Annotated in this window: 25 protein-coding genes; 12 read left to right on the forward strand and 13 right to left on the reverse strand. The window is 71.6% G+C overall.

Going from position 1 to position 25,708, the window contains the following annotated elements; genetic code table 11:
* Nucleotides 1-27: 27 nt before the first annotated feature.
* From ACFY1E_RS20735 to ACFY1E_RS20750, 4 genes are read right to left on the reverse strand one after another with little or no spacing between them, the layout of a single operon-like run.
* On the reverse strand, nt 28-1,110 hold the full coding sequence (locus tag ACFY1E_RS20735; protein WP_389077915.1) for a maleylacetate reductase: 1,083 nt from the start codon (nt 1,108-1,110) through the stop codon (nt 28-30).
* Nucleotides 1,107-1,973, reverse strand: coding sequence for a dioxygenase (locus ACFY1E_RS20740; RefSeq protein ID WP_389077917.1), 867 nt, complete (start codon nt 1,971-1,973; stop codon nt 1,107-1,109). Before ACFY1E_RS20740 ends, ACFY1E_RS20735 begins: the two co-directional genes overlap by 4 nt.
* 29 nt (nt 1,974-2,002) lie before the next feature.
* Complete coding sequence (locus tag ACFY1E_RS20745) at nt 2,003-2,596, reverse strand: hypothetical protein (protein ID WP_389077920.1); 594 nt, start codon at nt 2,594-2,596, stop codon at nt 2,003-2,005.
* Nucleotides 2,597-2,645: 49 nt separating this feature from the next.
* Entirely contained in the window at nt 2,646-3,158 is a 513-nt protein-coding gene (locus ACFY1E_RS20750; RefSeq protein WP_389077922.1) for a hypothetical protein, read from the reverse strand.
* Nucleotides 3,159-3,662: 504 nt separating this feature from the next.
* Between ACFY1E_RS20750 and ACFY1E_RS20755 the strand changes: the two genes are divergently transcribed.
* Nucleotides 3,663-4,007 carry a cupin domain-containing protein gene (locus tag ACFY1E_RS20755; protein WP_389077926.1) on the forward strand — a complete coding sequence of 115 codons (345 nt, stop codon included), beginning with the start codon at nt 3,663-3,665 and terminating at the stop codon, nt 4,005-4,007.
* On the opposite strand, the gene ACFY1E_RS20760 is transcribed toward ACFY1E_RS20755, so the two are convergent.
* On the reverse strand, nt 3,997-5,001 hold the full coding sequence (locus ACFY1E_RS20760) for a LacI family DNA-binding transcriptional regulator (protein ID WP_389077928.1): 1,005 nt from the start codon (nt 4,999-5,001) through the stop codon (nt 3,997-3,999). The two genes, ACFY1E_RS20755 and ACFY1E_RS20760, sit on opposite strands and share 11 nt — an antisense overlap.
* A gap of 122 nt (nt 5,002-5,123) precedes the next feature.
* On the opposite strand from ACFY1E_RS20760, the gene ACFY1E_RS20765 reads away from it, so the two are divergent.
* Complete coding sequence (locus ACFY1E_RS20765) at nt 5,124-6,281, forward strand: Gfo/Idh/MocA family protein (RefSeq protein ID WP_389077931.1); 1,158 nt, start codon at nt 5,124-5,126, stop codon at nt 6,279-6,281.
* On the opposite strand, the gene ACFY1E_RS20770 is transcribed toward ACFY1E_RS20765, so the two are convergent.
* Together ACFY1E_RS20770 and ACFY1E_RS20775 are read right to left on the reverse strand one after the other, a co-directional pair.
* On the reverse strand, nt 6,265-6,879 hold the full coding sequence (locus ACFY1E_RS20770; RefSeq protein ID WP_389077933.1) for a poly-gamma-glutamate hydrolase family protein: 615 nt from the start codon (nt 6,877-6,879) through the stop codon (nt 6,265-6,267). The genes ACFY1E_RS20765 and ACFY1E_RS20770 overlap by 17 nt on opposite strands.
* Nucleotides 6,876-7,919: a LacI family DNA-binding transcriptional regulator gene (locus ACFY1E_RS20775; RefSeq protein ID WP_389077935.1), complete on the reverse strand. Its 1,044-nt coding sequence runs from the start codon at nt 7,917-7,919 to the stop codon at nt 6,876-6,878. The genes ACFY1E_RS20770 and ACFY1E_RS20775 overlap by 4 nt, the downstream gene beginning before the upstream one ends.
* A 116-nt stretch (nt 7,920-8,035) precedes the next feature.
* Here ACFY1E_RS20775 and ACFY1E_RS20780 point away from each other — a divergent pair, with 116 nt between their 5' ends.
* The 5 genes from ACFY1E_RS20780 to ACFY1E_RS20800 all read left to right on the forward strand — a co-directional run bounded on the left by ACFY1E_RS20780 (nt 8,036) and on the right by ACFY1E_RS20800 (nt 13,645).
* Nucleotides 8,036-9,202 carry a phytanoyl-CoA dioxygenase family protein gene (locus ACFY1E_RS20780; RefSeq protein ID WP_389077937.1) on the forward strand — a complete coding sequence of 389 codons (1,167 nt, stop codon included), beginning with the start codon at nt 8,036-8,038 and terminating at the stop codon, nt 9,200-9,202.
* 17 nt (nt 9,203-9,219) lie between these two features.
* A complete protein-coding gene (locus ACFY1E_RS20785) occupies nt 9,220-9,996 on the forward strand; it encodes an SDR family oxidoreductase (RefSeq protein WP_389077939.1) in 777 nt (258 codons plus the stop codon).
* A 109-nt stretch (nt 9,997-10,105) separates the two neighbouring features.
* Nucleotides 10,106-11,110: a Gfo/Idh/MocA family oxidoreductase gene (locus ACFY1E_RS20790; protein WP_389077942.1), complete on the forward strand. Its 1,005-nt coding sequence runs from the start codon at nt 10,106-10,108 to the stop codon at nt 11,108-11,110.
* 160 nt (nt 11,111-11,270) lie between these two features.
* The gene (locus ACFY1E_RS20795; protein ID WP_389077944.1) at nt 11,271-12,632 is read left to right on the forward strand and encodes an FAD-dependent oxidoreductase; all 1,362 of its coding nucleotides are present in this window, start codon (nt 11,271-11,273) and stop codon (nt 12,630-12,632) included.
* Complete coding sequence (locus tag ACFY1E_RS20800; protein ID WP_389077946.1) at nt 12,629-13,645, forward strand: Gfo/Idh/MocA family protein; 1,017 nt, start codon at nt 12,629-12,631, stop codon at nt 13,643-13,645. Before ACFY1E_RS20795 ends, ACFY1E_RS20800 begins: the two co-directional genes overlap by 4 nt.
* Here the strand turns inward: ACFY1E_RS20800 and ACFY1E_RS20805 are convergent.
* On the reverse strand, nt 13,600-15,288 hold the full coding sequence (locus ACFY1E_RS20805; RefSeq protein WP_389077949.1) for a hypothetical protein: 1,689 nt from the start codon (nt 15,286-15,288) through the stop codon (nt 13,600-13,602). The two genes, ACFY1E_RS20800 and ACFY1E_RS20805, sit on opposite strands and share 46 nt — an antisense overlap.
* A gap of 29 nt (nt 15,289-15,317) precedes the next feature.
* Between ACFY1E_RS20805 and ACFY1E_RS20810 the strand changes: the two genes are divergently transcribed.
* Nucleotides 15,318-15,761 (forward strand): GNAT family N-acetyltransferase, encoded by a 444-nt coding sequence (locus ACFY1E_RS20810; RefSeq protein WP_389077950.1) that lies wholly within the window; start codon nt 15,318-15,320, stop codon nt 15,759-15,761.
* Here the strand turns inward: ACFY1E_RS20810 and ACFY1E_RS20815 are convergent.
* Genes ACFY1E_RS20815 through ACFY1E_RS20835 form a run of 5 tightly spaced genes read right to left on the reverse strand, consistent with a single transcriptional unit; the run spans nt 15,742 to nt 20,722 of the window.
* The gene (locus ACFY1E_RS20815; RefSeq protein WP_389077953.1) at nt 15,742-16,779 is read right to left on the reverse strand and encodes a Gfo/Idh/MocA family protein; all 1,038 of its coding nucleotides are present in this window, start codon (nt 16,777-16,779) and stop codon (nt 15,742-15,744) included. The two genes, ACFY1E_RS20810 and ACFY1E_RS20815, sit on opposite strands and share 20 nt — an antisense overlap.
* Nucleotides 16,780-16,803: 24 nt before the next feature.
* Nucleotides 16,804-17,706, reverse strand: a complete 903-nt coding sequence (locus ACFY1E_RS20820) for a sugar phosphate isomerase/epimerase family protein (protein WP_389077955.1) — start codon at nt 17,704-17,706, stop codon at nt 16,804-16,806.
* Between the two features lies 1 nt (nt 17,707).
* Nucleotides 17,708-18,622 (reverse strand): ATP-binding cassette domain-containing protein, encoded by a 915-nt coding sequence (locus ACFY1E_RS20825; RefSeq protein ID WP_389077958.1) that lies wholly within the window; start codon nt 18,620-18,622, stop codon nt 17,708-17,710.
* A 4-nt stretch (nt 18,623-18,626) separates the two neighbouring features.
* Nucleotides 18,627-19,703: an ABC transporter permease gene (locus tag ACFY1E_RS20830; RefSeq protein ID WP_389078608.1), complete on the reverse strand. Its 1,077-nt coding sequence runs from the start codon at nt 19,701-19,703 to the stop codon at nt 18,627-18,629.
* Nucleotides 19,703-20,722, reverse strand: a complete 1,020-nt coding sequence (locus ACFY1E_RS20835) for a sugar ABC transporter substrate-binding protein (RefSeq protein ID WP_389077960.1) — start codon at nt 20,720-20,722, stop codon at nt 19,703-19,705. Before ACFY1E_RS20835 ends, ACFY1E_RS20830 begins: the two co-directional genes overlap by 1 nt.
* A 293-nt stretch (nt 20,723-21,015) precedes the next feature.
* Between ACFY1E_RS20835 and iolC the strand changes: the two genes are divergently transcribed.
* Genes iolC through iolD form a run of 4 tightly spaced genes read left to right on the forward strand, consistent with a single transcriptional unit; the run spans nt 21,016 to nt 25,676 of the window.
* Nucleotides 21,016-21,978: a 5-dehydro-2-deoxygluconokinase gene (gene iolC, locus ACFY1E_RS20840; RefSeq protein ID WP_389077962.1), complete on the forward strand. Its 963-nt coding sequence runs from the start codon at nt 21,016-21,018 to the stop codon at nt 21,976-21,978.
* Nucleotides 21,979-21,992: 14 nt separating this feature from the next.
* Entirely contained in the window at nt 21,993-22,883 is an 891-nt protein-coding gene (locus ACFY1E_RS20845; protein WP_389077964.1) for a deoxyribose-phosphate aldolase, read from the forward strand.
* Nucleotides 22,884-22,899: 16 nt separating this feature from the next.
* The gene (iolB, locus tag ACFY1E_RS20850) at nt 22,900-23,790 is read left to right on the forward strand and encodes a 5-deoxy-glucuronate isomerase (RefSeq protein WP_389077966.1); all 891 of its coding nucleotides are present in this window, start codon (nt 22,900-22,902) and stop codon (nt 23,788-23,790) included.
* Nucleotides 23,790-25,676, forward strand: a complete 1,887-nt coding sequence (gene iolD, locus ACFY1E_RS20855; RefSeq protein ID WP_389077969.1) for a 3D-(3,5/4)-trihydroxycyclohexane-1,2-dione acylhydrolase (decyclizing) — start codon at nt 23,790-23,792, stop codon at nt 25,674-25,676. The genes iolB and iolD overlap by 1 nt, the downstream gene beginning before the upstream one ends.
* Nucleotides 25,677-25,708: the final 32 nt, after the last annotated feature.

Raw genomic sequence — 25,708 nt, forward strand, 5'->3', positions numbered from 1 at the left:
CTTGGGCGGTGCGGCGGCGCTTCCGCGTCAGGGGGCGGGGAACTCCGGTGCCGCGCCCTCGTACGCCGCCCGCAGCACGGCGAGCGCCCCGTCGGCCGTGACCTCGCGGGGGTTGGCGTAGGCCTGGCCCGCGGTCTGTGCCGCCGCCACGGTCAAGTCGCCTTCTTTCAGGCCGAGTTCGGCAAGCGAGCGGGGTGCGCCGAGGCGCCCGGCCAGCTCCCGCAGGGCGTGCGGGGCGTCGTCCGCGTCGAGGGCGCGGGCGACGGCGGCTGCCGCGTCCGGTGCCGCGGGCGCGTTGTATGCGAGGGCGTACGGCAGGACCACCGTGTGGGTCTCCGCGTGGGGCAGGCCGAAGGTGCCGCCGAGGACGTGGCACAGCTTGTGGTGCAGACCCATCGTGGTGGCGCCGAGGCAGGAGCCGCACAGCCACGCGCCGTACAGGGCGCGGCCGCGGGCCTCCAGCGATGCCGGGTCGGCGGCCACCTCGGGCAGGGCGCCCGCCATGGCCCGTACGCCTTCCTGGGCCATCAGTGCGATCAGGGGCGAGGTGTCGGGGGCGTACAGCGCCTCGACGGCGTGGGCGATCGCGTTGATCCCACTGGTGACGGAGAGCGGCACCGGCAGGGAGAGGGTGAGCTCGGGGTCGTAGACGACGCTGCGGGGCAGGACGACGGGGTCGCGGCCGGTGCGTTTGGCGCCGTGTTCGGTCAGGCCCCAGACAGGGGTCATCTCCGAGCCGGAGTAGGTGGAGGGCACGGCGATCAGTGGCAGGCCGGTGCGCAGGGCGATCGCCTTGCCGAGGCCGATCGAGGAACCGCCACCGACGGCCACGCAGCCGTCCGCGCCCGCCGCACGGGCCGCCTCGACGCCCCGGTCGGCGACCTCGACGGGTACATGCATCCGGGCTCCGTCGTGCAGGCCCACGCAGGCGGGGCCGAGCGAGTCGGCGACCGCGCGTGCCGTCCGGGCGCCGTGACTGCCGCACACCACCAGCAGCCGCCGCAGTCCGAGCGCCGCGGCCTCGCCGGCGGTCGCGGTCGTGGCGGCCCCGGGCCGGAAGACGACCCGCATGGGCCACGACTCGTAGGAGAAGTCGAGGTGGTGCTTCACGAATGCTCCAGTACGAGGTCGAAGCGGGTGTGGCGGAAGGGGTTCGGGACGCCGAACTCCCGCGCCAGAACAGAGTCATCCGTTCGGGTGAACTCCTGGACCAGGCTCGGCTTGACGGCGAACACCGCGTCCGAGTCGAGGTAGTCGCTGCCCGCGACGAAGATGTGCGTGGTCACCGGTGCATGATCTGCGGCCGAGGCGATGAAGTGGATGTGCGCGGGCCGGTAGGGATGGCGGGCCGTCGCGCGCAGCAGGTCGCCGACCGGGCCGTCGGTGGGGATCGGGTACGGGCTCGGCACGCAGGTGCGGAACCAGAAGCGGCCCTCCGCGTCCGCGGTGAACAGCCCGCGGCCGTTGCCCGGTGGCTGTACGTCAGGGCGCTGGACGTCGTAGAAGCCGTTCCCGTCGGCCTGCCAGACGTCGACGACCGCGCCCGGCAGCGTAGTTCCGTCCTCGGACAGGACCCGGCCGCTGACCACGCAGGGTTCGCCGCCGCCCACCAGGTCGATGTTCTCGCCGAGTCGGCGTGCCGGGGACTCGGTCATGTGGAAGGGGCCGAGGACCGTCGACTCGGTGGCTCCGGCGGCGCGGTCGCCGTTGATCGTCTCGACGAGCATCGACAGGCCGAGCACGTCCGACAGGAGGATGAACTCCTGCCGGGTGTCCGTGCACATCTGCCCGGTCGCCGTGAGGAAGCCGATCGCGCGCTCCCACTCCTGCTGCGTCAGCCGGGTCTCGCGGGCGAAGGCGTGGAGGTGGCGGATCAGGCCGGTCAGCAGTTCGCGCAGGCGCGGGTCGGTGGTGGCGTGCAGACTGCGTACCGCCTCGTCCGTGACGGTGGTGTCGGTGGCGTCGGTGGTCATGTCGGCTCCCTTCACCGGTGCGCGGGTGGTCAGCCGAACCAGACGACGAGCCGTACGTGCTCGTCGCCGTGTCTGGCCGCCAGGTCCCGCATGGTGCTCCACACCTGTGCCCAGCATCCCTCGTCCGGCGGGGCTAGCATCCGCGCCGTGAGGATCACGGGGCGGTGCGCCACGCCGGCCAGGCGCACCTCGGCGCCGGGTGGCCACTCCGGGGGCGCCAGCAGCAGGCTTCCGCCGAAGGTCTCGGCGGCCGCCGCGCGCAGGCCCGGGGTCACCCTCACGAGTTCGTCACCGTCCGGCAGGGACCGCACCGCCCAGTTCCAGGCCAGGCCGTGGGCGAGCGGGGCGTCCCAGTCGACGGCCGCCACCTCGGCCCAGGTGGCGTAGGTGTGGTCGTGCTGGAACTTCCCGATGCCCGACTCGCGCACGGCATCGGAGATCCCGTCCGGCAGCCCGCGGGCGGCGAAGAGCGGACGCTCCACGTCCCCCGCCCCGCGCACTCCGAAGAGACACTCCCAGGCGACGTAGTCCCGGGGAGGCTCGAAGTCCAGCAGATCGGCCGTGAAGCGCCAGTGCCCGTCGGGCGAGCGGCTTTCGATGACACCGTCGATGTCCGTACCCACGAGGGATGACCATACGACAGTCCGGGCGGCAATCGGCCCCCGATGGACGTCACTTGATGACGGCGTTCGCGATGACCACGACGACGCCGAGCAGTGCGTCGACCAGGCCGGTGCGCAGGGCGACGGCCCAGGAGCGTCCCGACCATCGCGCGGTGGCCAGTCCCAGGCCGAACAGAAGTGCGATGTTCAGGGTGAACGCCGGATCCTCCACCCCGTCCGCCGGCCACCAGCCCCAGCCCGCCCCTGCGAGGATCGCCACGGTCGGCAGCACCGCCGTGACCAGGGGCCATTCGTCGACGAGGGCGCGCAGGGCGTCCCAGCGGCGGTGCGGTGCGCGTTCGGCGATGTAGTGGGCGTAGCCGTGGGCGAGGGCGGAGGCGAGCGCGGTCACCAGCAGCCAGATGGCGTCGTAGCGGCGGCTGACGCGGGAGCTGTGGCCGTACTGGCTGAGCGCCGCGACCATGGAGCAGGCCAGTACGGCGCCGTAGACGCCGCCGAAGAGGACGGCCTCGCGGGTGTCGTGCTGCCGTTGCCCGGGGGCGGCCGTGGTCGTCTGCGCCATGCCCTCCACGATCACCCGGCACCTGCCGGGCCGCCAGTCGCGCCCCAAGGAAGCCTGCTCCCACCTGGGATGATGCCGTGCGCAGTGCCCGAACACGGGCTCCGCGGCGCCCGGCAGATCACGCCGTGCGTCGTCACCGAAGCCCGCACGCTCCGCTCACTGTGTCGATGTGGGGTTCGGCCGCGGGCCGCAACGGACCGTCGATCCTGTGCAGCTCCGCCGTGTCTGGTCGCGCCCACGCGACGGAGCCCCGAAGGCTCCCCCACCTGACGCGGTAGCGCACATCATGTCCATGCACGAACTGCGGCCGGCCACCCACGACCGACACCGCCGTCGGCCGTCCTGAGCACCCCGCCATGACTGTTCCAGCCCACCGCGGCGGAGCCGCACACGAGCACAGCCCCGCAGCCGGCGGTCGCGGCCGACGAAGTGTCCTCCCACCTGGGGCGATACCCCACACAGTGTCCATGCGCGGTCGGCGGGAGCTCTCGCTAGGGTCGGCCCATGACCCGCAGCTTCGTTCTTCACATCCCCGACGTCGAGCTCGAGCCCGAGCCCCTCGACCCTGAGCAGATCGTCTCCGGGACGCCGGAGGTGAGCGGGAAGGTGGTGTGGGAGTCGGCGGACGGCCGTCAGGTCCGCGGGGTCTGGCAGATCACGCCGGGCGTCGTCACCGACACCGAGGCGGACGAGCTGTTCGTGGTGATCAGCGGGTCGGCCACCATCGAGGTCGAGGGCGGGCCGACGCTGACAGTGGGCCCCGGGGACATGGCCCTCCTGGGCGAGGGCGACCGCACGACGTGGACCGTGCACGAGACGCTGCGGAAGGCGTACGCCATCAATCTGTGAGCGGCGCCGCCGTGCTGCCGCGGATCTCCAACGTCGGTGCGGTCAGGTGCAGTCGGCCCGCTCCCCCGGGGTGTTCGAAGCGGTCCAGGAGGCAGCGGGCGGCACGGCGGCCGACCTCGTGGCTGCCGTTGTCGACCGTGGTCAGCCAGACGTGGCGCAGGCGGGCGATGCTGGTGTTGTCGTAGCCGACGACGGACACGTCCTGCGGGACGCGCAGGCCCAGTTCCTCGGCGGCCGAGAGGGCGCCGACGGAGGCGATGTCGTTGACGGCGAAGAGGGCGGTGGGCCGGTCCGGGCGGCTGAGCAGCCGGACGGTGCTGCGGTAGCCGCCCTCCTCGGTCATGTCACCGGCCTCCACCTGGGCCTGGTCAGCGAGGCCGTGCGCCCGCATCGTCGCCTCGAAGCTGCGGCGGCGCAGTTCGCCGACGGCGCCGTAGCCCGCGATGTGCGCGATACGGCGGTGGCCGAGGCCGATGAGGTGCTCGGTGACCAGGCGGGCGCCCCGCTCGTCGTCGCCCGCCACCACGTCCACGCCCGCCGGGGCCGGTTCACGGGCGCCCGCGACGACGACCGGGATCCGCTCGGCGGCCGTGCCGAGCGCGGCCGGGTCGGGCAGGGTGCCGACGACGACCAGGCCGTCCACCCGTAGGTCGAGGAGCGGGTCGGCGGGGTCCTGGCCGGTGCGGCGATTGAGGCGGGCGTCCGCGAGCAGCATGCGCAGGCCGTTGTCGTGCAGCAGTGAGTTGAGGCCGTCGAGCAGGTCGACGAACCAGGGGTTGCGCAGGTCGTTGAGGAGCACGCCGACCGTGCGGGTGCGCTGCTCGCTGAGGCTGCGCGCGGCGGCGTTGGGCCGGTAGCCGAGCTCCCGTACCGCCCGCAGCACGGCCTCCCGCTTCTCGGGCCGCACCTGCTCGGAGCCGCGCAGCACGAGCGAGACCAGCGACTTGGACACGCCGGCCTGCTCGGCCACGTCGCGGATGGTCGGCTGCTTCATGCTGTGGACCGTTCCATGGGCCGGTGCGGCTTGTCAAAGGGTCCAGGGAGGGTTGACAGGGGCTGAGCGGGGGCTTCAGGGTGGCGTGGACAGATTGTGGACCGGTCCAAAGAGGGGCTGTCATGGTGGATTCGCTCGGTGTCGCCGTCGTCGGGTTCGGCTGGATGGGCCGGGTGCACACCCAGGCGTACGCCCGCGTCCTGCACCACTACCCGCGGCTGGGCCTGCGCCCGCAGCTGATCACGGTCGCCGAGGAGGTGCCCGGGCGGGCCGAGGAGGCCGCCGCGCAGTTCGGGTTCGCCTCGACGACCAGGGACTGGCGTGATGTCGTCGAGGACCCGCGGATCCAGGCGGTCAGCATCACCGCCCCGAACTTCCTGCACCGCGAGATCGGTGTCGCCATGGCGGAGGCCGGCAAGCACATCTGGATCGAGAAGCCGGTCGGCCTGAGCGCGGCGGACGCGCGGGCGGTCGCGGATGCGGTCGCCACGGCAGGGGTCCAGGGCGCCGTCGGCTTCAACTACCGCAACGCGCCCGCCGTCGAGGCCGCCCGCGAACTGATCGCCTCCGGCGCCATCGGCACGGTCACCCATGTCCGCGTCCGCCTCTTCAGCGACTACGCCGCCCACCCTGAATCCGCCCTGACCTGGCGTTACGAGAAGGAGCGCGGCGGCAGTGGTGTCCTGGGCGACCTCGCCTCGCACGGCGCCGACCTGGCCCGCCACCTCCTCGGGGACATCGAGGCGCTGACCGCCGACACGGCCGTGTTCATCCCCCAGCGGGCCCGGCCCACCGGCGCCACCGCCGGCCACACCCGCGCCACCGGCGGCGAACTCGGCCCCGTCGAGAACGAGGACTACGTGGGCTGCCTGCTCCGCTTCGCCTCCGGCGCCCGCGGGGTGCTGGAGGCCTGCCGGGTCTCGGTCGGCGAGCAGAACAACTACGGCTTCGAGGTGCACGGCACCAAGGGGGCGGTCTTCTGGGACTTCCGCCGCATGAACGAGCTGGGCGTCAGCCGCGGCACCAGCTACCAGGACCAGCCGGTCAGCACGGTGTACGTCGGCCCGGGCGACGGCGAGTTCGGGGCGTTCCAGCCGGGCGCGGCGAACGCCATGGGCATGGACGACCTGAAGGTGATCGAGGCCCACCGCTTCCTGCACTCCATCGCGGAGGGCAAGCCGCACGGGGCCACCCTCCCGGACGCCGTGCACAGCGCCGCCGTACTGGAGGCGATGGTGCGGTCGGTCGAGAGCGGCTCCTGGGTCAGTCTCCGGGCATAGCGGAGGCCAGCGACTCCATGCCCTTGCTCAGGGCGTCGACGACGGACCGCGGGGGTGTGTCCGGCACTCCCGGGGCCCATCGCCTGCGCTCGGTCCTGGCCGCGAGCGGGAGTTCCACCTGGACTCCGCCTCGGCGGGTGAGGTTCACGGGGTTCCTGGAGTGCAGGCCGCGCAGCTTCACGGGGATCTCGTCGAGGTCGGTGACGGGGGCGAACTCCGGCCGCAGGGCGTCGAGTCCGCCGGCGACGAGGCGGGCCGCCTGCCGGTTGCCGCCGCCGAGGAAGATGGCCCGTGGGGTCGCGGTCCTGTTGTGGCCGTGCAGGGAGACCGTGAGCGCCACCCGGGACAGGAAGTCCCGCAGCAGCGCGCAGTGGCCGACCGCCATGCGCGGGGAGGGAATGTGCACCGGATCGGGCACGCCCGGCTGGGTGAAGACCAGGCTGGTGGCCCCGCACCGCTCGGCCACCGCCCGCGCCAACTCGGCCGTACCGCCCTCGTTGCTGCCGTGCAGCGCCAGCAGTCCCAGCTCGCCGCCCGTCGTGAGCGTGGCGAGCAGGCGGACGCCCTCGATCTCCACGTATTCGCTGCTCGTCGTCACCCGGCTCCTCGGTTCGTCGCCTGCGGGGGCATGTTGTACGGCGTCACCACCTGGATCGCCGACGGCAGCGTAGGCCCGGCGGGCGGCAGGGCGCCGTGGGCGCGCATCACGGTGTGGCAGGCCTCGCGCATGTCCTGGCGAAGGTCGTGGTGGAGGACGGCGGACAGGCGGTGCTCGCGCAGCAGCCGGGTGTTGTCGTGGTCGAGGTCGTGCGCGACGAACACCGCGCACTCGCGGCCCAGGTCCTCGAAGGCGCGCAGGGTGGCGTTGTTGCCGCCGCCGATCGAGTAGACGGCGCGGATGTCCGGGTCGCGTTCGAGGGCGGCGCGCACCAGGTCGTACTGGGTGGCGTCCAGGCCGTGTCCCTCGGCGATCTCGACCAGGGTGCGGTCCGGGTGGCGGCTGCGCATGGCGCTGCGGAAGCCCATCTCGCGCTCCTCCTCGTTGCGGAAGAAGCCGCTGCTGAGGCTGGTCAGCACATTGCCGGGGCGCTCGCCCAGCCACTGGCCCATGAGGTAGGCGGCGGTCGCGCCGGCCGCACGGTTGTCGATGCCGACGTAGGCGAGGCGGGCGGTGGCGGGCAGGTCCGTGACCAGGGTGACGACGGGGATGCCGGCCTCCGCGAGGCGGCCGACGGCGGCCGTCACCTCGGGGACGTCCGGGGCCTTGAGGATGACGCCCTGCGAGCCGCGGCGGGCGATCCGGTCCAGCGTCCGCGTCAGCTCCGCCACCGGGCCGGTCTCGCGGAAGTGGAAGCGTGAGCGCACCACGGCCGGGTGCAGGGCGGGCAGCTCGGCCTCCAGGGCGGCGCGCACGGCGGTGGAGAACCGCTCCGGCGTCTGCATCACTATGTCGATCATGAAGGTGCGGCCGACCAGCCGGACCTGGGTGCGCTGCCGGTCGAGGTCGGCGATGGCCTGCTGGACCTCCCGTGCGGTGCTCTCGCGGACGCCGCCCCTGCCGTTGAGGACCCGGTCGACGGTGGCCTCGCTCAGGCCCGCCTGACGTGCGATCTCCCGGATCGGGAAGGGATGGCCCACCGTGGGCTCCTCTCGCCGGCTTGAGGGGTTTTTGATGGCCGCCTGCTGGTTGTTCGACGGGTTTGTACTGACAAGAATGACAGGGCTGAGTCGGCCCTGTCACCGAGAGGACACCGATGTCCTTCACCGCCGTACAACACCGTGTCTGGCTCTCCGAGCAGGACTGCGACCTCGACTCCTTCCGCGCGCTCGTCGAGCGGACGGCCGACCCCGCCGACTACCCGCACGCCTTTGCGGTGGAGCGGAACGTCCTGCTGTACGACGCCGAGCGCGTCGGTGCCGCGAAGGACCGCCGGGGCCTCCAGGAGGAGCTCGTCAGGGCCCTCACCGACGGACCGGGAGTGGTGGTCTTCCGGGGCGCCTTTCCCGACCACGCGGTGGTCGACCGGGTCACCGAGGTGTTCGACGCGCTGATCCGCGAGCAGTACGCGGCGGGCACGACGGCCGGCGACCACTTCGCCAAGCCCGGCGCCAACGAGCGGGTGTGGAACGCACTGGAGAAGGCGGCCCTCTACGACCCGGCGGCGTTCGCCGACTACTACGCCAACCCCATCCTCGCCCTGGTCTGCGAGGCCTGGCTGGGCCCCGGCTACCAGGTGACCTCCCAGGTCAACGTGGTCAACCCGGGCGGCCTCGCACAGACCGCGCACCGCGACTACCACCTCGGCTTCCTCTCCGACGAGGTGGCCGCGGCCTATCCTGCGCACGTCCACCGCCTCTCCCCCGTCCTCACCCTGCAGGGCGCGGTCGCGCACTGCGACATGCCGGTGGAGTCGGGGCCGACCCTGTACCTGCCCTTCTCGCAGGCCTACGAGCCGGGCTATCTGGCCTGGCGGCGGCCCGAGTTCCAGGCGTACTTCAAGGAGCACCACGTCCAGCTGCCGCTCGCCAAGGGCGACGCCGCCTTCTTCAACCCGGCGCTGTTCCACGCCGCGGGGACCAACCGCACCACGGATGTGCGGCGCATGGCCAATCTGCTGCAGGTGTCCTCCGCCTTCGGCCGGGCGATGGAGACCGTGGACCGGGAGGCGGTGGCGAACGCGGTCTACCCCGTGCTGCTGCGGCGCAAGGCGGACGGCGCGGACGAGGCCTGGCTGGAGAACGTGATCGCCGCGAGCGCCGAGGCCTACCCCTTCCCCACCAACCTCGACAGCGACCCGCCGGTCGACGGCCTGGCCCCGCCCTCGCAGGCGGACCTGGTACGCGAAGCACTGCGCGAGGGCCGGCCTGCGCGGGTCCTGCGGGACCACCTGCGGGTGGCCGGCGAACGCCGCGCGAGCTGAAAGGACGGCAGAGATCCATGGGACTTCTCGACGACAAGGCCGTCCTCGTCAACGGCGGCAGCCAAGGCGTGGGGGCCGCCATCGCCCGCGCCGCCGTGCGTGAGGGGGCGGTCGTGGCCGTCACCGGCCGGCGCCCGGAACCCGGCGAGGCACTGGTGGCCGAGCTGACGGCGGCCGGCGGCAAGGCGATGTTCGTGCGCGCCGACCTGTCCGACGCCGAGCAGGCGAAGGCCGCGGTGGGCGAGGTGGTCGCCGCATACGGGCGGATCGACTGCCTGGTCAACTCGGCGGGCCTGACCTCCCGCGGCACCCTGCTGGACACCACGCCCGAGCTGTTCGACCAGCACATCGCGATCAACCTCAAGGCGCCGTTCTTCGCGATGCAGGCCGCCGTCGCGGACATGGTCTCCCGCAAGGCGCCCGGCACGATCGTCAACATCATCACGTCCTCGGCGCACGGCGGACAGCCGTTCCTGGCCCCGTACGTCGCCGCCAAGGCCGGTCTGATCGGCCTGACCCGCAACGCCGCGCACGCGCACCGCTGGGACCGGGTGCGGATCAACGGCCTCAACATCGGCTGGACGGTGACCGAGGGCGAGGACGTCACCCAGAAGACCTTCCACGGCGCCGCCGACAACTGGCGCGAGGAGGCCGCCGCCAGGCTGCCGATGGGCAAGCTGGGCCAGCCGGACGAGATCGCGGACTTCGTGGTCTTCCTGCTGTCGGAGCGGTCGGGCGTGGTGACCGGATCGGTGATCGACTGGGACCAGAACGTCCTGGGCGGCCTCGACTGAGTCAGCCCCCGGCGTTCGAGGACGAGCCCGAAGGGCGATCGGGGTCCGGGACGGAGCCCCGGCAACGGACAGCAACCACACACCAAGAAACAGGAAAGCAGCGGAGCTCATGCGTATCGGAATCCTCGGCCTCGGCCGCATCGGCGCCTTCCACGCCGAAACCCTCTCCGGGCTCGACGTGGTCGAGTCGCTCGTGCTGACCGACCCGTTCGCGGACGCCGCCAAGTCCGCGGCGGAGCGGTTCGGCGGCGAGGTCGTGGACTCGCCCCAGGCCCTGCTGGCGGCCGGCGTGGACGGCATCGTGGTCGCGGCCGCGACGGACGCCCACCCCGCGCTGATCCTGGGGGGCGTCGAGGCCGGCATCCCGGTCTTCTGCGAGAAGCCCGTCGCCAGGACGATGGCCGAGGGCGTCGAGGTGCTCAAGGCCGTCGAGGGCACGGACGTACCGATCCAGATCGGCTACAACCGCCGCTTCGACGCCGGTTTCGTCGCCGCGCGCGCCGCCGTGCAGAGCGGCGAGCTGGGCAAGCTGCACACAGTGCGGTCGACCACGCTGGACCCGGCGCCCCCGCCGGCCGCGTACATCGCCGCCTCGGGCGGCATCTTCCGCGACTGCTCGGTCCACGACTTCGACATCATCCGCTGGGTGACGGGCCGCGAGGTCGTCGAGGTGTACGCCGTCGGCGGCAACCGGGGTGCCGAGTACATCAAGGACGCGGGTGACGCCGACACCACAGGCGCCATCCTCACCCTGGACGACGGCACCATCGCGGTGGTCTCCAACTCCCGCCACAACGCGCGGGGTTACGACGTCCGCATGGAGATCCACGGCTTCACGGACTCCATCGCGGTGGGCCTGGAGGACAAGCTGCCGCTGCGCTCCGTGGAGCCCGGCGTGACCTTCCCGGCGGGCACCCCGCACGACTTCTTCATGGACCGCTTCACCGCGGCCTACCGTGCCGAACTCACCGCGTTCACCGAAGTCGTGGCGGGTACCCGCCCCTCGCCCTGCACGATCGCGGACGCCCTGGAAGCGGGCTGGATCGCCGACGCGTGCACGCTGTCGCTGCACGAGCACCGCCCGGTGACCATCGCCGAGGTCCGCACCGCCTGAGCGGCGGCCCAGTCCCTCGTGCTCCGGGCGCCGGCCCGGCCTCCGGCGCCCGGAGCACGAGTGTGCGAATCGCCACGTTGCCCCCTGACGGTCACGACCGCGGGATCTCTCCGTACCACCATGAGATCCACGCACGACGGACCGACGAGGAGCAACGACCATGAGCACCGGCGAGATATCCCGACCGCACACGGACACCCGTCAACCCGCCCTGCCCGGCGGGCAGTTACGCAGCGAGCGGCGTGTGGTGGTCATCGGCGCCGGGCCCGGCGGTCTCGCGGCCGCCCGTGAACTGGAGCGCGCCGGACACCGGGTGACCGTCCTGGAGGAGCAGGAGACGGTGGCCGGGAAGTGCCAGAGCGTGCACGTCGACGGCCGGGCCCACGACCTGGGCGGCCACATCTGCACCAACCAGTACGAGCGGACGGCACAGTTGCTGACGGAACTGGACATGGAGACGGAGCGCACCACCCGCTACCGCGTCCTCGACATCGAGGGGCGCACCGCGTCCCGCCAGACCATGTCGTTCCTGCGCGACGGCGCCTTCCGGCGCTACCGGGCGCTGCGCGAGCGGGAGTTCCCGCGCATCGCCGAACCCGGGCTCGCCCACTCGGCGCGGGCCCTGGCCGCACCGGTCACCCACTGGCTCGCCGAGCACGGCCTCGAGTCCATGGCCGAGTCGTTCGGCACCGGATACACCGCCGCCGGATACGGCTATCTCGACGACCGGACACCCGCCCTGAACTTCGTCAAGTACGCCGAGATGACCGGTCTGCTGTCCCAGGGGCCCGAACTGCTGGGCCACGGAGGCGCGTTCACCGTCACGGGAGGCTTCGGCACGCTGTGGCAGCGGGTCGCCGAGGAGCTGAAGGACGTACGGTGCGCGGTGCGCGTGGTGTCGGTCGAGCGACACGAGGGCGGGGTACGGGTGCACACGGACTCCGGCCCGGTGGAGGCCGACGACCTGGTGCTCGCCGTCCCCCTGGACCGCATCCTGCCGTTCCTGGACGCCACCGCGGAGGAGCGCGACCTCGCCACGAGGATCGTCTCGAACGACTACCACACCACCCTGGCCACCGCCTCCGGTCTGCCCGAGAACGCCTTCTACTTCCTCGACCGCCACACCGCGACCCGCGAGGCGGCCGGCCACTGCGTCTCGTACCACCACCGCTACCCGGGCAGCGACGTGCGGACCTTCTACTCCTACGGCCGCCCCGAGGACGTGACGGCGCTGCTGGGGGCCGACGTGGCGGAACTCGGCGGGCGACTGGAGGAGATACATCTCCACCGCCAGTGGGCGTTCATGCCGCACTTCGGCAGCGACGACCTCGCGGACGGCGCCCTGGACCGGCTGGACGCACTGCAGGGCCGGGACCACACCTACTACGTCGGCGGCCTGCCCGCCTTCGAACTGATCGAATGCACCGTCGCCCACGCGCAGGACCTGGCCCGCCGCCATTTCCCGCCCGTCGGCGGCACACCGGCCCTGCACGAACGGACAGAGAAGGAAGAGACCTCATGAGCGAACCGGTCCGCGAACCCCTGCGCATCGGGGTCCTGGGCGCCGCCCGGATCACCGAACGCGCCCTGATCGACCCGGCCCTCACCGCCGGCCACCGCCTGGTCGCGGTGGCCGCCCGCGACCGCTCCCGCGCCGAGGCCTTCGCCGCCGAGCACGGCGTGGAGCGGGTCGCGGACTCCTACGCGGCCCTGCTCGCCGACCCCGAGGTCGAGGTCGTCTACAACCCGCTCGCCAACGGCCTGCACGGTCCGTGGAACCTGGCCGCCCTCGCGGCCGGCAAGCACGTCCTGAGCGAGAAGCCGTCGGCGAGCAACGCCGAGGAGGCCGCCGAGGTACGGGAGGCGGCGGCCAAGGCCGGCACGGTCTTCATGGAGGCCTTCCACTACCTCTTCCACCCGGTCACCCGCCGCCTGCACGAACTCCTGGAGAGCGGTGAGCTGGGCGAACTGCAGCGGGTGGAGACCATGGTGGCCATCCCGGTACCGGTGGACAGCGACCCGCGCTGGTCCCTGCCGCTGGCCGGCGGCGCCGTGATGGACCTCGGCTGCTACAGCCTGCACGCCGTGCGCATGCTGGCCCCCTGGGCGGGCGGCGCACCGACGCTGATCTCCGCCCGCGGCGGGGAACGCGCGGGCGCCCCCGGCGTCGACGAATGGCTGGACGCCGACCTCACCTTCCCGAACGGCGCCACCGCCTCCGCCCGCTGCCACATGGCGTACGACAAGCTGGAGATGAGCTGCCGGATCATCGGCAGCCACGGCGAGGCCCTGGCCCCGAACTTCGTCCTCCCCCAGATGGACGACCGAATCGTGATCCGCACCCCGGACGGTGAACGCACGGAACACCTCGGCACCCGTTCCTCGTACACCTACCAGCTGGAGGCGTTCGCGGCCCGCGTCCGCGAGAACGCCCCGCTGCCCCTGGACGCGGACGACGCGCTGGCGACGATGACCCTGATCGACGAGAGCTACCGGGCGGCGGGGTTCGAACCGCGGCCGCGGACGCGGGTGTAGACGAACGTCGGATACGGCTGCCCGGTCGCCCGCTCCCATGCCTGCACGATGCTCCCCGACTCGGCGCGGCTCTCGGCGAAGGTCGTGACGCACAGGGCGTGCACCTCCGTGCCGTCCGTGCGCCGGGTGAGGGCGAGCAGGGAACGCAGGACGGCCACCGCCTCGGCGGTACGTCCGGCCTCGAGATGTGCGCGGGCCGCCGTGCTCAGTGTGGTGGCCGACAGGGAGCGGGTCGAGGCCAGTTCGGCGGCGGTGTCCGTCAGTCCCTCCAGGAGGGCCTCCGCCTCCTCGTAGCACGGCACGGCCAGGTCGTGGTCACCGGCGCGGCGCAGGGCCTGGGCGAGGACGCGGAGGCGGCGGGCGGTCAACGTCTGGTACGCCTCCCGGTCGGCCTCGGCCAGCCTCCGGGTGAGCGCGACAGCCTCGCGCCCGGTCCTCACCGCCGACTCCGTTTCGTCGGACTCCTGCTGCCGGATGCTCAAGTCGGCGAGCAGTCGGGCGAGTCGGGGCTCATTCCGCTCGGGATCGCGTTGCGCCGCACGGCGCGCGACGGTCACGGCCCGCTCCCCCTCGGCCCGGGCCGCCCGGTGGTCGCCGCTCCGCCCGAGGCAGCGGGCGATGCCGTCCAGGGTGTCCGCCAGCAGAGGGTCGGCGTCGAGGCGGGTGTAGAGGACCGCCAGCTCCCGCAGGGCCGTCAACTCGTCCTCGTACGCGTTGAGTTCGTCGAGTACGGCGGCCAGGACGTCCAGTACGGCGGCGAGGTGCGGTTCGCCCGACTCGGGATGCCGTGCGACGAGCCGGCGGGCCTGCCCGACTGCTTCCTCGGCGGTGGCGCGCGCGTCTTTCGGCCGGCCCACGGCGCTCTCGCAGCCGGCGAGGTCACCCAGCAGCTGCGCTCGCAGCGCCAGGACGATCTCCGGTGCGGACCACAGCAGCGGACCGTGCACCGCCTCGCGGGCCTCCGGGCCCACCGCCAGGGCCTGCTCGTACCGGCCCAGGGCCCGCAGTCCACCGACCAGTTCGACGAGGACCCGTGGCCGAACCAGCTGGACATGCGCCGACTCCCGTACGGGCATGGCCCGCAGGAGGGTGGCGCACTCCTCGTACACGGCCACGGACTCGCGCGTGCGGTGCAGCCTGCCCAGCACGAATGCGTGCGTGCGCAGGGCACCCGGCAGATTGCCCAGCACCCGGTCCCGGCGCCCCGGGGCCGGGACGCGGCGATACGACTCCACGGCCTCCCGGGCCGATTCCAGGGCCTCCTCGTAGCGACCGAGACCCATCAGTGCCTGCGCCCGCAGATGGACGGCGTGCCCGGACTGCATCACCGACAGGCGTGCGCCCGGCACGGCCTGCGAGGCGTCCGCCGCCGCGCACGCCTCCTCGTGCCGCATCGACAGGAGCAGCCCGTACGCCTGCAGGGCCAGGGCACTGGCCAGCCGGTCGGGGTCGGTGCCCTCCTGGTACAGGGTGACGAGTTCCTGCGCCCGGGCCAGCCGGTACGCCGCCGGCGGGGGCCGCAGCAGCACCCAGCGGGGCATCACGCACCACGACAGTGCCGCGCCGAGCAGCGGACGGCCGACTCCCGGCGCCAGCCGGGCCGCCGCGCGCGGTACCGGCAGCAGCATCCGTACCAGCCCCATCCGCAGCCCCCTCTGCGATGATCGGCGCCATGGCCGTACACATCGCACCCGCCCAAGTCACCGACATCCTGCAGGTCCTCGCCGACCACCCCCGCTACTGGGGCGAGCGCGATCTGCGTGGTCTGCATCTCCTGGCTCTGGTGCAGGAGTTCGGCGAGACCTGTCTGGTCGCCCGGTCCGACGACGGCATTCTCGGGTATCTGATCGGGTTCGTCACGCCCGGCGGCACCGGGTACGTGCATCTGATCGCGACGCGGGACGACGCCCGGGGCAGCGGTCTGGGGCGGGAGCTGTACGGTGCGTTCACCGAGGCCGCGCGGCGGCAGGGGGCGGTCCGGCTGAAGGCCATCACGAGCCTCGGCAACAAGGGGTCGGTGGCCTTCCACCGCAGCCTCGGGTTCGAGGTGAACGTGGAGGCGGACTACAACGGGCCCGGCGAGGACCGGGTGGTGTTCAGCCGGGCTGTCGGGTGACCTCGTACAGCGCCGGTCGGTCCACCAGTTCCACCGGCACCCGGGTGCCTTCCTCCAGCGCCTTCACGCCCGCCTCACAGACCGCGGCGACGGCGTAGCCGTCCCACACGCTCGGGCCGACGACCTCGCCGCGGCGGGTGGCGTCGACCCAGGCCTGGACCTCGCGGTCGTAGGCGTCGGCGAAGCGTTCGAGGTAGTCCTGGATGATGGTGCCGCCCCAGCGGCCCGCCATGTTGGTGACCATGGCGTGGCCGTCGCCGATGCGGGCGGTGCCGCGTTCGCAGACCACCTCGGCCTGGACCTGGTAGCCGAAGCCGCAGTTGACGAAGATCTCGACGTCGACGATCGCGCCGCCGTCGGTCTCGAAGACGACGAACTGCGGGTCCTGCATCTCGTCCGGGGCGTTCGCGGACGGCGTCGGGCGCAGGACGGTGACGGCGGTGATCTCCTGGCCGAGCAGCCAGCGCGTCACGTCCATCTCGTGCACGACGGAGTCGTTGATGAGCATCTCGCTGCGCCAGCCGGGCGGGGAGGCGAGGTTGCGGTGCCGGTTGTGCAGCATCAGCGGGCGCCCCAACTGGCCCGTGTTCAGGAGGTACTTGAGCTTCATGTACTCGGCGTCGTAGCGCCGCATGAAGCCGACCTGGACCCGGCGGCGGCCCAGCTTCTGCTCCGCTTCCAGCACGCGCAGCGCGGAGGCCGCGTCCGGGGTGAGCGGCTTCTCGCACAGCACGGGCAGATCGTGCTCGAACGCCGTCAGCAGGGCCGCCTCGTGGGCGGGCCCCGGGGAGGCGATCAGCACGGCATCGACATCGGCTGCCGACATGGCGGCGGCCGGGTCGGAGTAGGCGGTGCAGCCGTCGATGCGGGCGGCGACGTCCTTGGCGCGTTCCACATCGACGTCCACGACTGCGCTCACCCTGGCCCCGCTGACGACCTCCTGGATACGGCGGACGTGGTCGGCACCCATCTTGCCGGTGCCGACGACCGCGACCTGCAGTGTTCCTTGCCGAGCCATGGTCGTTCGTCCCCCTTCGACGGGTCAGGCGCCGCAGGACCTCAGGAACTTGCGGGTGCGCACCGCGATCGGCAGCGGCTTGTCCGGCTCGCACGGGTACATGTCCTGCTCGACGATGGCGAACAGCTCCACGCCGAGCTTCTGCGCGGCCTCCAGCACCGGCCCCAACTCCGGGACACCGGCGGGCGGTTCGCACATCACGCCCTGCGCCACGGCAGGCCCGAACGGTGTGCCCTTGGCGGTCACGTCGGCGAGGATCTGCGGGTCGACCTGCTTGAGGTGCAGATAGCCGATGCGTTCGCCGTAGGTCTCGATCAGCTTGACGCTGTCGCCGCCGCAGTAGGCGTAGTGCCCGGTGTCCAGGCACAGGTTGACCAGTTCGGAGTCGGTCGAGTCGAGGAAGCGCTCGACGTGGTCCTCGGTGTCGATGTGGGTGTCGGCGTGCGGGTGTACGACGATGTCGAGGCCGTACGCCTCCTTCACCTCGTGCCCGAGCCGCTCCATGCCCTTGGTGAGGTACGCCCACTGCTCGCCGGTCAGCTCCGGCGGCTCCAGGATCTCGGCCGTCTTGTCGTCGCGCCAGAAGGACGGGATGACGACGAGATGCCTGGCGCCCATGGCCTGGGTGAGCGCGGCGACCTGGCTGACGTGCTCCCAGGTGGACTCCCAGACGGCGGGGCCGCGGTGCAGGCCGGTGAAGACCGTGCCCGCCGAGACCTTCAGGTCCCGCTTGGCGATCTCCTCGGTGAGGCGGGCCGGGTCGGTCGGCAGATAGCCGTACGGGCCCAGCTCGATCCACGAGTACCCGGCCTCGGCGACCTCGTCGAGGAAGCGTTCCCAGGGCACCTGCTGGGGGTCGTCCGGGAACCAGACGCCCCAGGAGTCGGGGGCCGATCCGACCCGGATGCGGTCCAGAGCACCTGCCATGTCAGGGGGTTCCTTCCGGGGTCTTCGCCACGGGTGCGGTGAGGTCGGCCTCTTCGGGGAGTTCCTCGACGTCGACGCCGCGTACCTGGGACAGCTCGTGCTTGAGCGCGGCGAGTTCGGCGCCGCCGGCCATGTGGTTGGTCAGCTCCTCCAGGGTGATCCGGCTGCGCTCGGCGGACAGTTCCATGGTGCCCAGGCGCAGCACGCTGAAGTGGTCGCCGACCATGTAGGCGTGGTGCGGGTTGTGGGTGATGAAGATGACGCCCAGGCCCCGGTCGCGGGCGGCGGCGATGTACTTCAGCACCACACCGGACTGCTTGACACCCAGGGCGGCGGTGGGCTCGTCCAGGATCAGGACGCGGGCGCCGAAGTAGACGGCGCGGGCGATGGCCACGCACTGGCGCTGGCCGCCGGAGAGAGTGCCGATGGGCTGTTCCAGATTGTCCAGGATGATGCCCATCTCGCGCAGCTCTTCGTCCGCGGTCTTCTTCATCTTCTCGATGTCGAGGCGGCGCAGGGGCCAGGGACCCTTGGTCATCTCGGAGCCGAGGAAGAAGTTGCGCCACACCGGCATCAGCGGGACGGTCGCCAGGTCCTGGTAGACCGTGGCGATGCCGCGGTCCAGGGCGTCGCGCGGGGTGGTGAAGCGGACCGGGGCGCCGTCGACGAGGAACTCGCCCTCGGTGTGCTGGTGCAGGCCCGAGATGATTTTGATGAGGGTGGACTTGCCGGCGCCGTTGTCGCCGAGCACGCAGGTGACCTGGCCGGGGCGGACCTGCAGGCTGACGCCGTGCAGGGCGCGGATGTTGCCGTAGGACTTGCCCGCGTTGCGCAGTTCGACGATCACCCCGTCGGCCTGCTCGGGGGCGGTGTCGGCGAGGATCGCGCCGTGCGTGCCGGATTCGTTGTTGGTCATGGTGTCACCTCCGGGTCGCGGTGCGCTGGACCCACAGATTGATCAGGACGGCGCCGAGCAGCATCACGCCGAGGAAGGCCTTGAACCAGTCGGGGTTCCAGCCCGCGTAGACGATGCCCTGCTGCACCATGCCGAACATGAACGCGCCGAAGACCGGGCCGATCGCGCTGCCGGCACCGCCGGTCAGCAGGCAGCCGCCGATCACCGCCGCCGAGATGTAGATCAGCTCCTGGCCGACGCCCTCGCCCGACTGCACGGTGTTGAAGGAGAACAGCTGGTGCATGCCGATGAACCAGGCGCCGAAGCCGACCAGCATGAACAGGGAGATCTTGGTGAACGCCACGGGCACACCCACGGCCCGCGCGCTCTCCTTGTTGCCGCCGACCGCGAAGGTCCAGTTGCCGTACTTGGTGCGCAGCAGCACCCAGGTGGCGAGAGCGGCGAAGACCAGCCACCACACGACGGTGATCTTCACCTGGACGCCGCCCAGGCTGAACGACGAGGCGAAGATCTTCTTGGCCTGGTCGAAGCCGTCCATGTTGCTGATGTCGTCGGTGGCCACGTTCGTGGTCACCAGCTTGGTCACCGCGAGGTTGGCGCCCTGCAGGATCAGGAAGGTACCCAGGGTGACCAGGAAGCTGGGCAGTCCGGTCCTGACGACCATCCAGCCGTTGAACGCCCCGACCGCCAGCGACACGATCAGCGCGACCAGCACGCCCACCCACACGTTCAGGGTGAGCTGGTAACTGAGCATGGACGCGGTCAGCGCGGAGGTGATCACCCCGACGCCCGCGGACAGATCGAACTCGCCGCCGATCATCAACAGGGCGACCGGCAGGGCCATGATGCCGATGGTGGAGGACTGGTAGAGGATATTGGCCATCGAGTCGCTGTCGCGCACCGGCGGGGCGGCGATCAGGAAGAACACGTAGACCGCGACCGCGCCGAGGAAGACGCCGACCTCGGGGCGGGCCAACAGACGGGTGACCAGGGGGCGTTGAGCGGTCCGGCCGTCGGTTTCCTTCGGGCCGGAGGCCGGCGGTGTGGTCACCGCCGGCTCGGCGTGCTGGGTCATACTGATCACCGGGTTCCGTTCGCGGCGAACTTGGCGACGCTCGCGACGTTGGACTTGTCGACGAAGGCCGGACCGGTCAGCACCGGCTGCTGACCACCACCGCTGTAGTTGCCGTTGTTCTTGTAGAGCCACAGGGCATCGACCGCCAGGTAGCCCTGGAGGTAAGGCTGCTGGTCGACGGCGAACTCGATGGAGCCCTTGCTGATCGCGCCGGTCAGGTCCTTGTTGAGGTCGAACGTGGCGACCTTGGCCTTGCTGCCGCTCTCGGACACCGCCTGAACGGCGGTCAGAGCGGTCTGGGCGCCGAGCGTGATGACGTGGTCGATCGCGCTGTCCTGCTTGAGCTTGGCGGTGATCGTCGACTTCACGGACGGCTGGTCGGCGCCGTTGACGAACACGGTCTCCAGCTTTCCGGAGAAGGTCTTCTTCACACCGTCACAGCGCTGCGTCAGACCGATGTTGCCCTGCTCGTGGATCACGCAGACGGCCGTCTTGGAGCCGACCTGGTTCAGCCGGTTGCCGAGCGCCTCGCCCGCGACCGTCTCGTCCTGGCCGAAGAACTCCAGCAGGCCCAGCTTCTTCCAGTCGCTCACACCGGAGTTGAGGCCGACCACGGGTATCTTCGACCCTTCCGCCTTGGCCAGAACGCTCTTGAGGGCGTCCGGCTTGGCCAGGGTGACCGCGATGCCGTCGACCTTCTTGTCGATCGCGTTCTGCACCAGGGTGGCCTGGTTGCCCGCGTTCGGGTCGGAGGTGTAGTCGAGCTTGATGTTGTCCTTGGCCGCGGCGGCCTCAGCGCCCTTGCGGACGATGTCCCAGAACGTGTCGCCGGAGGACGCGTGCGTCACGAACGCGACCGTCATCCGAGGCGTGGTGGCCTTGCCGGCCGATGCGTTGGCGCCACCCTCCTCGGACTTCTTGCCCCCGGAGCTGCTGGAGCAGCCGGCGAGGGTCAGGGCAGCCGCCGCGACCACCGCGACAACGGGGGCGATTCTGCGGGAGCGGGGGTGAGAAGAGCGGTCCATCTTTCCTGGCACCTCACTGTGCGTTGCGGGGGAAAGGGAGAGGGGGATCACGAAGATCCAGGGCCCGGGATCTTGGCATGCCCGGGTCGTTTGCCGCAAACGCGGCGGTCGGCCTGGGACGGGATCAAACCCCTGGCCGAGCCCGCTGTCAATACTTTGTTAAGACATCATTTCACGAGCTAGTCCGAATGTAAGTACAAACTATTGACAGCGTCGCCCTCCGAGGCCTACACCTGTGGGGCGGCAGGCCCTCTGGGACCCGCATCCCCAGACCAGCTCGAGGAGCGTCGCGCATGGCCGAGTCAGACCAGTCCTTCGACTTGATCACTATGGGCCGCATCGGAGTCGATCTCTACCCGCTGCAGTCCGGGGTGCCCCTGGCCCGGGTCGAGACCTTCGGCAAGTTCCTCGGCGGTTCGGCCGCCAACGTGGCGGTCGCCGCCGCCCGGCTCGGCCGGAACACCGCGGTGATCACCCGCACCGGGGACGACCCCTTCGGCGCCTATCTGCACGAGGCGCTGAAGGAGTTCGGCGTCGACGACCGCTGGGTCGCGCCCGTCACCGCGTACCCCACACCGGTGACCTTCTGCGAGATCTTCCCTCCGGATGACTTCCCTCTGTATTTCTACCGGCAGCCTAAGGCTCCTGACCTGGAGATACATTCCGAGGAGCTGGACTACTTCGCCATCCGGGCAAGCCGGGTCTTCTGGATCACCGGCACGGGTCTGAGCGAGGAACCCAGCCGCTCCGCCACACTCGCCGCCCTCAAGGCACGCGACAAGGCGGGTACGACGGTCTTCGACCTCGACTGGCGCCCCATGTTCTGGCGCGACCCGGAGGAGGCCCGCCCGTACTACGCGGAGGCACTGCGGCACGTCACGGTCGCGGTCGGCAACCTGGACGAGTGTGAGGTCGCCACCGGCGTCCGCGAGCCGCGGGCCTGCGCCGAGGCGCTGCTGGAGGCGGGCGTGGAACTGGCGGTCGTCAAGCAGGGCCCCAAGGGCGTCCTCGCCGTGCACCGCGACGGCACCAGCGCCGAGGTACCGCCGGTGCCCGTCGAGGTGGCCAACGGCCTCGGCGCGGGCGACGCCTTCGGCGGCTCCCTCGTACACGGCCTGCTGGCCGGCTGGGGGTTGGCCGAAATCATGCGGTACGCCAACGCGGCCGGCGCCCTCGTCGCCTCCCGTCTCGCCTGTTCCTCCGCGATGCCCACCGAGGCCGAGGTCGAGGACCTCCTCGCGCGCGCCACCCTCTGAAACGGAGCTTCCCCTTGTCCCTCAGCATCCCCGACCTCGTCTCGGTCAGGGCCCGCCACCCCGAGGCCGTGGCCGACGCGGCCGCCCGGCGCACGCGCCGCCCGCTCATCGGCGACAGCGGCCGCCTGATGATCGTGGCCGCCGACCACCCGGCGCGCGGCGCCCTCGGCGTCGGCGACCGGCGGCTCGCCATGGCCGGCCGCGCCGAGCTGCTGGAGCGCCTGTGCATCGCGCTGTCGCGGCCGGGCGTGGACGGGGTGCTGGCCACCGCCGACATCCTGGAGGACCTCCTCCTGCTCGGGGTGCTGGAGAACAAGGTCGTCATGGGGTCCATGAACCGCGGGGGCCTCGCGGGCGCCGTCTTCGAGATGGACGACCGCTTCACCGGCCACCGCGCCGAGGACATCGCCCGGCTCCGCTTCGACGCGGGCAAGCTGCTGCTGCGCATCGACTACGACGACCCGGGCTCGCTGACCACGCTGGAGTCCACGGCCCGCGCGATCGACGACATGGCGGCACACCGGCTGCCGCTGTTCGTCGAGCCGTTCATCTCGCGCCGGATAGACGGCCGGGTCAGCAACGACCTGTCCGCCGAGGCCGTCACGAAGTCCATAGCGATCGCCGCGGGCCTGGGCGGCACCTCCGCCTACACCTGGCTGAAGCTGCCCGTCACCGACGACCCGGACGACATGGGCGAGGTGCTGGAGACCTCCACCCTGCCGACCGTGCTGCTCGGCGGCGAGGTGGGCGAGGACCAGGAGCGCGCGTACGAGCGCTGGCGCAAGGCCCTGAGACTGCCGACCGTGCAGGGCATGGTCGTCGGGCGGTCGCTGCTCTACCCGGCGGAGGGCAGTGTGGAGACGGCGGTCGACACGGCCGTAGGACTGCTGTCACGTGGCTCGTGATACGGAGGAGTCCCCTATGACCTACCACCTGCCCGCAGGAAAGGCCCTCGGCGGCCCCTACGTCGTGGACGTCACCCCGGAGAAGGCGGGCTGGGGCTACTCCAGTCTGCGTGTGCTGGAGCTGCCGCCGGGCGGCGCGCACACCTTCGACACCGGCGACAGCGAGTGGATCGTGCTGCCGCTCAGCGGCGGCTGCACGGTCGCGGCGGCCGACGACTTCGGCCACGACACCTTCGAACTCACCGGCCGGGACAGCGTGTTCAGCGCCGTCAGCGACTTCGCCTATGTGCCCAGGGACGCCCGTACGACGGTCACGTCCGCCGGCGGCGGCCGGTTCGCGCTCACCGGCGCCCGCTGCTCCCGGCGGCTGCCCGCCCGCTACGGACCGGCCTCCTCGGTGCCGGTGGAGCTGCGCGGCACCGGGAACTCCTCCCGTCAGGTCAACAACTTCGGAGCTGCGGGCGTCTTCGAGTGCGACAAGCTCATCGCCGTCGAGGTGATCACACCGGGCGGCAACTGGTCGTCGTTCCCGCCGCACAAGCACGACGAGCACCGGCCCGGCGAGGAGTCCGTCCTCGAAGAGGTCTACTACTTCGAGTTCGCCGCCCATGACGGCATCCCCGGCCTCGGCTACCAGCGGGTCTCCCCTTCCGGGCAGGGCCGCAACACGGATGTGCTGGCCGAGGTGCGCGGCGGTGACGTCGTGCTGATCCCCGACGGCTGGCACGGGCCCTCCATGGCCGTGCCCGGCCATCACATGTACTACCTCAACGTCATGGCGGGCCCGGAGCCCGAGCGTGCCTGGCTGATCTGCGACCACCCCGATCACGCCTGGGTCCGCTCCACCTGGCCCGAGCAGCCCGTCGACCCCCGTCTCCCCCTCTACACGGCCCCGGAGAAGTCCTGATGAGCACCACCACGCGCCGCCTGACCGTCGCCCAGGCCCTGGTGCAGTTCCTGTCCGTCCAGTACACGGAGCGCGACGGCGTGCGCCGGCGGCTGATCGCGGGCACCTGGGGGATCTTCGGGCATGGCAACGTTGCCGGGATCGGCCAGGCCCTGATGGAGGCAGGCATCGGCCCAGGCGCCACGATGCCGTACCACCAGGGCCGCAACGAGCAGGCCATGGTGCACGCGGCCGTCGGCTACGCCCGCCAGCTCGACCGCCTGTCCGCACAGGCGGTCACGACGTCCATCGGCCCGGGCGCCACCAACCTGGTCACCGGCGCCGCGCTCGCCACCATCAACCGCCTGCCGGTCCTGCTGCTGCCCGGCGACTACTTCGCCACCCGGGTCGCCGACCCGCTCCTGCAGCAGCTGGAGCACCCGACCGAGGCCGATGTGTCGGTCAACGACACCCTGCGCCCGGTGTCGCGGTACTTCGACCGCGTCACCCGCCCCGAGGCCCTGATCCCCTCCGCGCTCAACGCCATGCGGGTGCTCGCCGACCCGGCCGAGACCGGTGCCGTGACTCTGGCTCTTCCCCAGGACGTGCAGGCGGAGGCGTACGACTGGCCGGAGGAGTTCTTCGCCGAGCGCGTGTGGCATGTACGGCGGCCGGCTCCCGACCCGTACGAGCTCGCGGAGGCGGTGGCGGCGATCCGGGCGGCCGAGCGGCCGCTGATCGTCGCGGGTGGCGGCATCCACCACAGTCAGGCCGAGGAGGCGCTCAAGGCGCTGGTGGACGCCACCGGCATCCCGGTCGCCTCGACCCAGGCCGGCAAGGGCTCGCTGCGGTACGACCACCCCGCCGACCTCGGCGGCATCGGCCACACCGGCACGGCGGTCTGCGACGAGATCGCACGCACGGCCGACCTGGTCATCGGCGTCGGCACCCGCTACACGGACTTCACCACCGCCTCCAACACGCTCTTCCAGCGGCCGGAGGTCCGGTTCGTCAACCTCAACATCGCCGCGTTCGACGCTCACAAGCTGGCGGCGCGGACGGTGGTGTGCGATGCGCGTGCGGGGCTCACAGCGTTGACGGAGGCCCTCGCCGGTCACCGTGTGAACTCGGTTTACGAGGCCGAGTACCGCACCGGCAAGGAACGCTGGGAGCAGGTGGTCGACGCCGCTTTCACCGCCGCCGACGAGAACGCCGTACCCACCCAGACCCAGGTCCTCGGCGCACTGGACGCTGTGGTCGGCGACGACGACGTGGTGATCAACGCAGCCGGCTCGCTCCCCGGCGATCTGCACAAGCTCTGGCGCGCCCGCAGCCCCCGCCAGTACCACCTGGAGTACGGCTACTCCTGCATGGGCTACGAGATCCCGGCCGGCATCGGCGTCCAGCAGGCCGCCCCCGACACCCCGGTCTGGTCCCTGGTCGGCGACGGCACCTACCTGATGATGCCGACCGAGATCGTCACCGCCGTCCAGGAGGGCCTGCCCGTCAACCTGGTCCTCATCCAGAACCACGGCTACGCCTCCATCGGCGGCCTCTCCGAGTCGGTCGGCGGCGAGCGCTTCGGCACCGCCTACCGCTACCGGGCCGCCGACGGCACCTTCTCCGGCGCCCCGCTCCCCGTCGACCTCGCCGCCAACGCGGGCAGCCTCGGCATGGACGTCCTGCGCGCCAAGACCGTCCGCGAACTGCGCGAGGCACTCGCCGCAGCCCGCGCCTCCGACCGCCCGACCTGTGTCTACGTGGAGACCGACACCGCAACCCCGACCGCTCCCCCGGCCGAGGCCTGGTGGGACGTGCCGGTCGCCGAGACCGCCTCCCGCGAGGCCGCCGTACAGGCCCGCGAGGAGTACGACCGACAGGTCGCCGCGCAGCGCCGTCACCTCTGACCTCCCCCCGCACGACCCCTTTGTGAAAGGCC

This window comes from Streptomyces sp. NPDC001604, assembly GCF_042893475.1.
GTDB lineage: Bacteria > Actinomycetota > Actinomycetes > Streptomycetales > Streptomycetaceae > Streptomyces.